General features: G+C 44.4%; 8 protein-coding genes. 5 read left to right on the top strand and 3 right to left on the bottom strand.

Annotated features, from left to right (window positions below; translation table 11 throughout):
- Window positions 1-222 precede the first annotated feature (222 nt).
- From lpxB to tilS, 5 genes are read left to right on the top strand one after another with little or no spacing between them, the layout of a single operon-like run.
- On the top strand, window positions 223-1368 hold the full coding sequence (gene lpxB / locus ACRRSY_RS07320) for a lipid-A-disaccharide synthase (RefSeq protein WP_432453839.1): 1146 nt from the start codon (window positions 223-225) through the stop codon (window positions 1366-1368).
- 30 nt (window positions 1369-1398) lie between these two features.
- Entirely contained in the window at window positions 1399-1995 is a 597-nt protein-coding gene (gene rnhB, locus ACRRSY_RS07325; RefSeq protein ID WP_432462861.1) for a ribonuclease HII, read from the top strand.
- A 60-nt stretch (window positions 1996-2055) separates the two neighbouring features.
- Window positions 2056-5481 carry a DNA polymerase III subunit alpha gene (gene dnaE / locus ACRRSY_RS07330; RefSeq protein ID WP_432461102.1) on the top strand — a complete coding sequence of 1142 codons (3426 nt, stop codon included), beginning with the start codon at window positions 2056-2058 and terminating at the stop codon, window positions 5479-5481.
- Between the two features lie 12 nt (window positions 5482-5493).
- Window positions 5494-6447, top strand: coding sequence for an acetyl-CoA carboxylase carboxyl transferase subunit alpha (gene accA / locus ACRRSY_RS07335; protein ID WP_432462862.1), 954 nt, complete (start codon window positions 5494-5496; stop codon window positions 6445-6447).
- A 56-nt stretch (window positions 6448-6503) separates the two neighbouring features.
- On the top strand, window positions 6504-7826 hold the full coding sequence (gene tilS / locus ACRRSY_RS07340) for a tRNA lysidine(34) synthetase TilS (protein ID WP_432462863.1): 1323 nt from the start codon (window positions 6504-6506) through the stop codon (window positions 7824-7826).
- A 189-nt stretch (window positions 7827-8015) separates the two neighbouring features.
- Here tilS and ACRRSY_RS07345 read toward each other — a convergent pair whose 3' ends face one another.
- The 3 genes from ACRRSY_RS07345 to ACRRSY_RS07355 form a co-directional block, all read right to left on the bottom strand.
- Window positions 8016-8921, bottom strand: a complete 906-nt coding sequence (locus ACRRSY_RS07345; protein WP_432462864.1) for a GGDEF domain-containing protein — start codon at window positions 8919-8921, stop codon at window positions 8016-8018.
- A gap of 65 nt (window positions 8922-8986) precedes the next feature.
- The gene (locus ACRRSY_RS07350) at window positions 8987-10132 is read right to left on the bottom strand and encodes a patatin-like phospholipase family protein (protein ID WP_432453834.1); all 1146 of its coding nucleotides are present in this window, start codon (window positions 10130-10132) and stop codon (window positions 8987-8989) included.
- 106 nt (window positions 10133-10238) lie between these two features.
- A complete protein-coding gene (locus ACRRSY_RS07355; protein WP_432462865.1) occupies window positions 10239-11939 on the bottom strand; it encodes a proline--tRNA ligase in 1701 nt (566 codons plus the stop codon).
- Between the last annotated feature and the right edge of the window lie 41 nt (window positions 11940-11980).

Below are 11980 nucleotides of genomic sequence, written 5' to 3' on the forward strand. Positions count from 1 at the left end.
TTAATGAAAGGAGTGGGGTCTGCTCAGAAGTGAAGCAAGTAAGCGCCTATCGATGACGATGTGCCGAGGGGCTGCTCGGAATATGCTCAGGCATTTTTATTTGCTTGTGGTATTATGCTGGCGGCTGTTTAGATGGCTTAATTTGCTTACTGTTCTAAACTATTTATTTTGCTCGCCAATGAGCCCAATATGTGAATGTTCGAGTCTTAAAAATATAACGTAATGATAAATAAAGATAATTTACACATTGCCATTGTTGTTGGCGAAGTTTCCGGTGATATTTTAGGGGCCGGTTTAATTGCAGCGCTGAAGCAGTATTATCCTAATGCTCGCTTTTCAGGTATTGCAGGGCCATTGATGCAAGCACAAGGTTGTGAGCCATTATTCGATATGGAAGAGCTCTCGGTGATGGGCCTAGTGGAAGTATTAGGACGTTTGCCGCGGATTTTAAAAATACGTAAGCAACTCATTTCGCATTATTTAGCAACACCTCCTGATGTATATATTGGAATTGATGCACCTGATTTTAATTTGGGTGTTGAACTGAAATTACATAAACAAGGGATAAAGACCGTTCATTACGTGAGTCCTTCGGTTTGGGCATGGAAGCAGAAACGAGTCTTTAAAATTAAGCAAGGCTGCAATAAGATTTTGGTATTTTTACCCTTTGAAAAAGATTTTTATCAGCGTTTTGATGTTCCCTGTGAGTTCATCGGTCATACCTTGGCCGACCAAATACCATTGGACAATCCTCAGTTGCCGGCAACTCAGCAATTGGGTTTAGACCCGCATCGTCAAGTTTTGGCCATTTTGCCGGGAAGCCGCAATGCCGAAATTGCACTACTCAGCCCGGTTTTTTTAGATGTAGCAAAACGCTTGTCGGCAGAGCTCCCCGGCTTGCAGCTTGTCGCCCCGATGGTCAACCAGAGAAGGCGCCAACAGTTTGAGTTATTGATCGCGGAACATGCCCCCGACTTAGATATTTTGTTGCTGGATGGCCAAGCGCGGATGGCGATGACAGCCGCAGATGCGATTTTGTTAGCCTCCGGGACGGCAACATTGGAAGCGATGTTGGTGAAGCGTCCAATGGTGGTGGCTTACCGATTTAAAGCGCTAACTTATCGAATCGCCAAGTTAATTGTAAAAGCTAAATTTGCCGCTTTACCTAATCTATTAGCGGATAACATGATTGTTCAAGAATTCGTGCAAGATGATTGTACCAGTGACAATATTGTTGCGGAACTCAGTCGTTTGTTAAGTGGGGATAATCGTCAATTATTGGCCAAGTTTACTCAGTTACATCAAATTATTCGGTGCGGTGCCGATCAAAAAGCAGCTAAAGCCGTGATTGATGTGATCAATAGCTAAACTCTGGCGTTGCCCTTCATTGGAGTATTCATGACACAATTTGTATATCCTTCAGGCTTTGCAGTTTTTGCTGGCGTTGACGAAGTGGGTCGAGGCCCTTTAGTGGGCGATGTGGTGACCGCAGCGGTTATCTTAGATAAGCAAAGACCGATTATGGGCTTGAATGACTCGAAAAAACTTTCCGAGAAGAAAAGAACGCAGTTAGCCGAGCTGATCCGCCAAGATGCAATATGTTGGGCTATTGGCCGTGCATCACCAGCAGAAATTGATCAACTAAATATTCTTCACGCGACTATGCTCGCGATGAGTCGGGCAGTTGCAGCCCTCTCGGTTCAGCCTGAATTTGCATTAATCGATGGGAATCGAGAGCCACAGCTGAACATACCATGTCAGGCGATTGTCAAAGGGGATGGTTTAGTCGCTGAAATTAGCGCCGCTTCTATTATCGCTAAGGTGGTTCGGGACGAAGAGATGAATCAGTTAGATTTAAAGTACCCAAAGTATCAATTTGCCAAACATAAAGGCTATCCAACGGCAGTACATTTGGCAAAATTAAAAGAATATGGCCCAATTGAAGAGCACCGTCGTAGTTTCAAACCCGTTAAAAACGTATTAGGAGATCTTTAGTTGTCAGATAGCGTTAAATCACCAGCTTTTGTGCATCTGCGGGTTCACTCCGATTTTTCTATGCTTGACGGCCTGAAAAAAGTGAAACCGATTGTTGCGAAAGCGGCAGAAATGGATATGCCAGCGATTGCGTTGACCGATCAGACAAACTTTTGTGGTTTAGTGAAGTTTTATGGCGAAGCGCATAACCAAGGTATTAAGCCAATAATCGGTTGTGATTTTTTTGTTAGATCCGATGACTTTGCTGATGATTTATTTCGCTTGGTATTACTCGCTAAAGATAATCAAGGCTATCAAAATATCACGATGCTGATTTCTCGAGCATATTTGCGCGGTCAGTTTCAAGGGAAGCCAGTGATTGATAAAGCCTGGCTTGTCGAATATGCCCCTGGTGTTATTGTTCTTTCTGGTGGGCGTCAAGGGGATGTGGGTAAAGCTTTGCTAAAGGGGAATCAGCCGCTGGTAGAAAGTTGTATCAACTTCTACCAACAAGTATTCCCTGATAATTTCTTTCTTGAATTGATCCGCACGGGTCGCTCAGACGAAGAAAATTATTTACATATGGCGGTTGAACTAGCCAGTCAACGTCAGTTGCCAGTTGTCGCAACCAATGAAGTGGTTTTTTTAGAAGAAGAGCAATTCCAACCTCATGAAGTGAGGGTTGCTATCCATGATGGCTTTGCCATCGATGATAGCCGTCGACCTAAAAAATATAGCTCTCAGCAATACTTGCGTAGTGAACAAGATATGTTGGCATTGTTTGCTGATATTCCCGAGGCTCTGCAAAATTCGGTAGAAATCGCTAAACGTTGTAACGTGACAATACGTTTAGGGGAGTATTTCTTACCTGATTTCCCGACTGGCGGTCTTCCCATCGATGAATATTTTTGTCAGGTGTCGCGGGATGGTTTGGAAGAGCGGCTTGAGTTTTTATTTCCTGATCCCGAAGTACGTAAACAGCGTCGCCCCGAGTATGACGAACGTTTACAGATTGAACTTGACGTAATTAATCAAATGGGATTTCCCGGTTACTTTCTTATCGTAATGGAGTTTATCCAATGGAGTAAGGATAACAATATTCCGGTGGGGCCGGGGCGGGGTTCTGGTGCCGGTTCTTTGGTGGCTTATGCACAAAAAATCACTGATTTAGATCCCTTAGAATATGATCTATTATTCGAACGTTTTTTGAATCCCGAACGGGTTTCAATGCCTGACTTCGATGTTGATTTCTGTATGGACCGACGCGACGAGGTGATCGACCACGTTGCTGAATTATACGGTCGTGATGCGGTATCACAGATTATCACTTTCGGTACCATGGCTGCTAAGGCGGTGGTTCGCGATGTAGGGAGGGTGCTTGGCCACCCTTATGGTTTTGTGGATCGAATTTCTAAACTTATTCCACCTGATCCAGGAATGACCTTGGCCAAAGCGTTCGAAGCGGAACCTCGGCTACCAGAACTGTATGATAGTGACGAAGAAGTTCGTGAACTCATCGACATGGCTAGGGTTCTTGAAGGCGTCACGCGAAACGCTGGTAAACACGCCGGGGGGGTGGTGATCTCACCCACCACAATTACCGACTTCGCTCCGCTTTATTGTGATGCGGAAGGTAAGAATCCCGTAACCCAATTTGATAAGAACGATGTTGAATATGCTGGTTTAGTTAAGTTTGACTTTCTGGGCTTAAGAACTTTAACCATTATCCAGTGGGCTCTGGATATGTTGAATCCAGTGTTGCAGGCAAAGGGTGAACCGCCCATTGATATTGCAGCGATTTCCACCACCGATCCGAAGTCGTTTAAGGTCTTGCAAGCTTGCCAAACCACCGCTGTGTTCCAGCTGGAATCTCGCGGGATGAAAGATTTGATCAAGCGGCTCAAACCCGATTGTTTCGAAGATATGATTGCACTGGTGGCTTTATTTCGTCCGGGACCGCTGCAGTCGGGCATGGTGGACAACTTCATCGAGCGGAAACATGGCCGCGAAGTGGTGTCTTATCCCGATGAAACTTGGCAGCACGAAAGCTTGAAGCCGATCCTCGAACCGACCTATGGCATCATCTTATATCAAGAACAAGTGATGCAGATTGCTCAGGTTCTGGCTGGTTATACGCTTGGCGGCGCAGATATGTTGCGTCGTGCGATGGGTAAGAAAAAACCCGAGGAAATGGCAAAGCAGCGCGCGGTATTTGAAGATGGCGCTATCAAAAATAATGTCGACGGCGAGTTGGCCATGAAGATTTTTGATTTGGTAGAAAAATTTGCTGGTTATGGCTTCAATAAGTCTCACTCGGCAGCTTATGCTTTAGTTTCCTACCAAACGCTATGGATGAAGACCCATTATCCAGCTTATTTCATGGCTGCGGTGATGTCGGCGGATATGGATAATACCGACAAAATTGTTACCTTAGTGGACGAGTGTAGCAATATGGGCTTGCAGTTAGTGCCGCCCGATGTAAATACAGGCTTATTTAAGTTTTCGGTCAATGAGCAAGAACAAATTGTTTACGGGATCGGCGCGATTAAAGGGGTTGGGGAAGGTCCAATTGAGGCTATTTTGGCCGCTCGGCAAGACCGACCATTTATTGATTTGTTCGATTTCTGCAGCCGACTGGACCTGAAAAAAATTAATCGTCGAGTCATTGAAAAGCTCATTATGGCTGGAGCCTTGGATAAACTTGGCCCACACCGCGCTGCGCTGATGGCGACCTTACCCTCGGCAATGAAGGCCGCTGCCCAGCAAGCCCAAGACACGGCTCGAGGCCAAGAAGATTTGTTTGGGGTGTTGACGGTTGAAGATGATGTTCGGCCTAGCTTTGTGGAACAGCCCAAATGGAGCGAAAAAGTTTGGTTGGAGGGAGAAAAAGAAACCCTTGGTTTGTATCTTACTGGCCATCCGGTGAATCGTTATATTAAAGAGTTTCGACATTATACCTCTGGCCGCTTAGTGGATATTCGTCCAACGTCTCGAGATACCACTTCTACGGTGGCTGGTTTGGTATTATCCACGCGAGTGATGATGACCAAGCGGGGCTCGAAGATGGGACTGATTCAGCTGGATGATAAAAGTGCCCGCTTAGATATTATGTTCTTTAGCGAAGCTTTTGAAACCTATCAAGAATTACTCGAGAAAGATCGCATGTTGGTGATTCAGGGACAGGTCAGCGTTGATGATTTCTCCGGAGGCATTAAAATGACAGCTAGAGAAGTCATGGATCTGTCGACGGCTCGTGAGCGTTGGATGAAGAACTTACATTTAAGCTTGTCTTGTGAGCAGCTTAGTGAAGTTTTTTGGCAACGTTTTTACACAATTTTAGAGCCTTATCGCGCGGGGACTTGTCCGGTCACGATAAGTTATGAGGGCGATCGCGCCAGCGGCATGTTAAGCTTAGGCACTGACTGGCGGATTACGCCGAGTGAAGATTTAATAGAGGCGTTGACCCAACTATTGGGACAACAGCAAGTCACCCTAGAATTTAATTAAGAATAAGATTATATGAATCCCAATTTTCTAGAGTTTGAGCAGCCGATTGCCGAGCTGCAAGCACAAATCGAAGAGTTACGTATTGTGAATGAAGATTCTGTAGATGTTGATCTACAAGATGAAATTTCTCGTTTACAGGAAAAACAAAACGATTTAACAAAAAAAATATTTTCAGATTTAGGTGCTTGGCAAGTTGCGCAGTTAGCGCGTCATCCCAATCGTCCTTATATGCTTGATTATATTGAGCATATATTCACTGATTTTGATGAATTGGCCGGTGATCGCGCTTATGCCAACGACGAAGCTATTATTGGCGGGATGGCGCGTTTGGATGGTCAACCGGTGATGGTGATTGGTCAGCAAAAAGGTCGCGAAACCAAAGAGAAAATTCGACGAAATTTTGGTATGCCAAAGCCTGAAGGCTATCGTAAAGCCCTTCGTTTAATGGAAATGGCTGAGCGCTTTAAAATGCCCATTATCACCTTTATTGATACTCCAGGGGCTTACCCGGGTGTAGGAGCTGAAGAGCGTGGGCAAAGTGAAGCGATTGCCAAAAACTTATTGGTGATGTCTGGCCTTAAGGTCCCCACGATTTGTACCGTGATTGGTGAAGGCGGTTCCGGTGGTGCTTTAGCGATTGGCGTCGGTGATCGAGTCAATATGTTGCAATACAGTACTTATTCGGTTATTTCTCCAGAAGGCTGCGCGTCTATTTTATGGAAGAGTGCCGATAAGGCTCCGGTTGCTGCCGATGCAATGGGCATTACTTCAGAACGACTTAAAGAGCTGGATCTAATTGATGACATCGTTGTGGAACCATTGGGCGGAGCACATCGTGATGTGGCAATGATGGCGCATAACCTGAAAATCAAGCTATTGAGTGATTTGGAAACGTTAATGGCTTTAGACGTTGAAACCTTGCTTGAGCAACGTTACCAGCGTTTGATGTCCTACGGTTACTGTTAACTGTTTATTGGCATTGAGCCTTAAAGGCTTCAATGCCCGTTTTTCTAGGATTAGCCGTGTCACTTTTTCGCAACTTTGAGCGGTCTTTTACTAAACTGGATATTCCATTTACCAAGGTAGTGGTCGCTTATAGTGGTGGTTTAGACTCTAGTGTATTGCTTAAACTTAGCCAGCAACTTTTCACTAAACACCCTCATATAGCACTTGTTGCGGTTCATGTGAATCACGGTTTACAACAACAGGCGAAGCAATGGCAGCGACATTGCCAAGAACAAGCTGAACTGTTCGGTGTGCCTTTTGTCGCGGAGTCTGTCGAGCTTCAAATAAAACCCCGAGAAAGTATTGAATCTGCTGCGCGAACTGCTCGTTATGCGGCATTAGCAAAACATGTTGATAGTGAGAGCTTGTTATTAACCGCACATCATGCGGATGATCAGTTTGAAACTTTGATGCTTGCCTTAAAAAGGGGGAGTGGCTTAAGCGGTTTAGCGGCAATGCCAGATTGTCGCCGTTTTGCTCAAGGACATCTATTTCGGCCTCTATTGGTTTCAACTCGCGCTGATTTACAGTGTTATGCTCAAGAATCAGACTTATCTTGGATTGAAGATCCGAGCAATCAATCGATGCAATTTGACCGTAATTTTTTACGCCATCAAGTCTTACCCGAGCTCACTCAGCGTTGGCCTCAACTACTCCAGACAGTGCAGCGAAGTGTTACCCATCTACAGGAATCTAAACACCTAATTGACGAACTTGCCGCAAGTGATATGCGAAATTGTGCGCTTGCAGACTCGATAGATTGTGCTCAATTATTACTATTATCTGAGGCGCGTTGTAAGAATGTGTTGCGATTTTGGCTGAATACCCAGAGCTGGTCTTATCCGAGTCAGGCTCAGCTGCAACAAGTAGTCGCGCAATGTCAGGCTAAAGCTGATGCTAAGGTGACGATCTCGTTGCCGCAGGGTCAGATCCGCCGATTTAAAGGGCGGCTTTATTTAGTCGATAAAGCTAGTCTATTTGAACAGTCAGAAGTAGATGTCTGGGATATGAATGCGCAACCCTGTTTGGAGTTACAAAATGGAAGTCGTTTAAGTTGGCACAAAGGTGGCCGTTTATTGCCGCCTGGTTCAGCGCAACGAGTTTCTATTCGTTTTCGTGATGAGTTAAGCATCGATAGTTTTAATTCTGCAGAGCGTCATGGGCATCGAAGTATTAAAAAATTATTGCAAGAAGCACATTTAAAACCTTGGTTGCGTAATCGCATCCCTTTTGTATTTTATGATGAGCACTTGGTCGCAATTGCCGATCTCTACACGAGTAAAGCATTTCTAGCTGAGCGTTCTGAAGGGATAAGGCTAAAATGGCAGGCGAGTCATTAAGCTACAGTATTTGTCTTTGCTTGATTGAGATAAGTTACATGGGCATTTCTGAGCGAAGCGAAGGGCCCAAGCATTTCTTTTAAATATTACTTGTCATTCATTTCGGCCCAAGACAGTTTTAGTGATAAATAATCGCAATGATGAGGCTTCAAGCGCTAGCTGCCTTGCTAGATCCGATCCCCTAAGCTATTAATTTTTTTGTGTGTCAGACTTATCTGCATAGAGCTGAGTATCGGCCTGTTGGATTAATTGCTTACTATCTAATCCTGGTGTCCAAGAACTCACACCGATACTGGCCGAAACATTATATTGGGCTAATAAAGGAGTATTTTGTAGCTCTTGATTCAAACGATTGATCACCATTCGCGCCGACTGTTCGGTCGCGGGTCTGAGTAGCATGGCAAATTCATCGCCGCCGATCCGAAAAGCTTGGTCACCGCTACGGATGACAGATTGTAACACCTGTGCAAAGCTGATGAGTACTTGATCTCCCACTGGATGCCCAAGTGTATCGTTAATTTCTTTGAACTTATTTAGGTCTAGTAGCATTAATACGAGACCTGCATCTTGTTGCTGGTTTTGCCTCGTTTGCTGTTTAATTGAGGTATTCAATGATTCGTCGAAATGGGCTCGATTACCAATACCTGTTAAATAGTCATTTCTGACTCGCTCTTGTAAGCGATTAATTTGTAAGGCATGTTTTAATGGCAATTGAAGCAACTGGACTAGTTGGCGGAGTTTTGATATCTCGCCTTGTTGAAAGGGAGTGTCACGAGTAAAGGTCGCAATGGCTAAGCTATTTTGTTTATGGTTTAGGCTAAAGCTACGATAATAGCGTTGTCCTTCAAACAGGCTCACTTGCTGTTGGATATCGTCACTCACTAGACGCAAAGCAGAAAAATTCACAAAGCGAGTTGCCATAGCGGCAAAGTTTTGCAGTAGCTCCTCTAGCTGCAAGCTTTCTTGTAGGGACTCTATAATACTCAGTTTTTGTATAGGATTTAGCTTCGCGTCATTAGGAAAATGCGATACTTTTCCATGACTTACTACTTCATTTTGCGCTAATTGTAGAGAATCCATAGTGACTTTACTCATCGTTAAATCTTTAAATCGGCGTCAATAACGCTGCTCTATTAGATATAAAGCAAATCTTGGGCCAATTAATCCTGAATAAAAGTCAAAATCTTGTCAATCTGTGCTGATGCGTCTTTATAGCCATGGTTGAGTAAGCAAGTGGTGTAGGCTTGTTCAAACATCAAAAAGCTGGTAATTGAAGAGGGTTTAGCTTGTTTAATCCCAAGAGTGGCTAGCATTAGCTTGACGCTTAAAGGGAGGTGCTGGTAATAGTTGTGGGCGAGTTGGTCAAAATCAATGCTTGGTTTAATGCTGAGGCTTGTAATCGGTCGTAAGTTTAATTGCTGTTGTTGTTGTTCGCTGAGAAGTTCGATGGTGCGATTAATTCGTTCGAGCCGCTCTAGATCTGAGTTTAAGGTGTCGGAAAAGATTGAATCCAACAAATGACCTGCAATTGCAGCGCTATTCGGCGCTAGGGGAGTCAGCATTGATGATGAGCGACGTTGTTGCTCTAAGTGGATGGTGACTATTTTATCTGCGCCTAAGTGGATGGCTGGGCTGAGGGGGCAAAGCTGATGAATCGAACCATCGCCGTAGTAATCTTGTCCTACTTTTGCAGCAGGGAAGATTAAGGGAATAGCGGCAGATGCTAGCAAGTGGGTTGTGTGGATTTGGGTCTTATGACCTAATCTTCGTGCTCGCTGCCAGTTTTGCTGAGCCTCTTCAGCTTGAAAGAATGATAGTGAGTTACCGTCTTGATAATTTGAAGCGGTAACCGCTAAGGCATGTAAATGCTTACTTGCGATATTTTGGTCTATTCGCTTGTAGTTGAGATAGTTATTGAGTAATTGTTGTAAGGGTTCGTTGTTTAACAGTGAAAATCCATGTTGACGGCCATAATCGGCATGTAAGCTTTTACAAAGCAGAGACGACAATTGTTTGGCAATCGTGAGGCCGTCAGTTTTGAATACTTGTTTACAATGAAAGTTTCGCCAAATATATTCGAGTTTTTTAACGCCAAGTCGAAAGCAAGATGCATAAACCGCTAGCGCGGTTGCATTAATCGCACCCGCTGAAGTACCACAAATAATTTGAAAAGGACTGGCGTGATTACGAGGATATTGTTCGGCAATAGCCTTGAGTACCCCGACTTGATAGGCAGCTCTAGCCCCTCCTCCTGTGAGTACTAAAGCGACTTTTTTATTGGTGTGGTTATTAGCTTTTGGATCCATAATTATATGTTAGCACAGCCATTTATAAACGTTTGTTTGGAGCATCAGGACAAACGACAATAAAAAAGCTGGCTATAGCCAGCTTCTAAAGTTTGCAGGTTGCGGATTAAAATTGTTCAAAAACTTGCTCAATGGTTACTTCAACCTTTTCACCACTGCGTCGGTTTTTGTATTCAATTACACCTTTATCCAAACTACGATCACCAATTACAATTACATGTGGAATTCCAATTAACTCAATGTCGGCAAACATCACGCCTGGGCGTTCTTTGCGATCATCAAATAATACTTCGATTCCGCGCTGTTTGGCTTCTTCATAAAGCTTGTTGGCGACTTCTTGAACCCGATGAGATTTATGCATGTTCATGGGAACGATCGCAAGGGTAAACGGCGCGATGGCTTCCGGCCAAGTAATGCCGTATTTATCATTGTTTTGCTCGATTGCTGCGGCAACGATACGCGATATGCCAATGCCGTAACAGCCCATGGTAAGGACTTGATTTTTTCCTTGCTCGTTGAGAACAGCAGCATTCATCGATTTGGCATAAGCTTCGCCTAGTTGGAAAATATGGCCAACTTCAATCCCTCGTTTAATCGAAAGTGTACCAGAACCGCAAGGGCTGGGGTCACCTTCAATGACATTGCGTAAATCAGCAACCTCTCCAAGGGCGACATCGCGATCCCAGTTAATACCAAAGAAGTGCTTATCATCGATGTTTGCTCCCGCGCCAAAGTCACTGCAGTGTGCGGCACTTCTATCGACAATTACTGGGATTGCTAAATTGACTGGACCGAGGGAGCCTGGACCTGCACCAATGACTGCTCGAATCTCTTCTTCACTGGCAAACTCTAAAGGCGCTGCAACTAGCTCAAGTTTTTCGGCTTTAATTTCGTTAAGCTCGTGATCGCCTCGAAGAATTAGCGCGATAAGTTGGTGCTCTGATGTTTCACTTGCTTTAACAATCAGGGTCTTCACTGTTTGTTCAATGTTAAGCTCAAATTGCTCTACTAATTCAGCGATGGTTTTTGCATTAGGGGTCGCAACTTCGCGCATCTCTTGACTTGGCATCGCACGCTCACCTTTAGGAGGAAGCGCTTCGGCTTTTTCAATATTGGCGGCGTAATCACTGCCATCAGAGAACACAATTGCATCCTCGCCTGACTCTGCAAGTACGTGAAATTCGTGTGAATGACTACCACCAATGCTACCCGTATCGGCTAATACGGGGCGATACTCTAAGCCTAGGCGTTCAAAAATACGACAATAGCTTGCATGCATCTCATCATAAGTCTCTTGTAAGGACTCTTCAGACAAATGGAAAGAGTAGGCATCTTTCATCAAGAATTCACGCGAGCGCATCACACCAAAACGAGGACGGACTTCATCACGGAATTTGGTTTGAATTTGATAAAGATTTAGCGGCAGTTGCTTGTAGCTATTAATCTCTTTTCGGACTAGTTCTGTGACCACTTCTTCGTGGGTTGGGCCTAATACAAAATCGCGTGAATGGCGGTCTTTAAAACGTAATAACTCGGGACCAAATTTGTCCCAGCGACCGGTTTCATGCCATAAATCACTTGGTTGAACAACTGGCATACGGATCTCAACAGAACCACTGGCGTTCATTTCTTCACGAACAATTTGTTCAACTTTAGAAAGCACTCGCAAGCCATTAGGGAGCCAAGTGTAAAGACCTGAGGCCAGCTTTCTAACCATGCCTGCACGTAGCATCAATTGATGAGATACAATCTCAGCATCACTTGGCGTTTCTTTCTGGGTAGCCAGAAGATATTTGCTAGAACGCATATCTGTCCTTTCATTTTATTAGTAGTAAATTGCGGCGATTG

Origin of the sequence: Agarivorans sp. QJM3NY_33 (assembly GCF_050870865.2) — a bacterium.
Lineage (GTDB): Bacteria > Pseudomonadota > Gammaproteobacteria > Enterobacterales > Celerinatantimonadaceae > Agarivorans.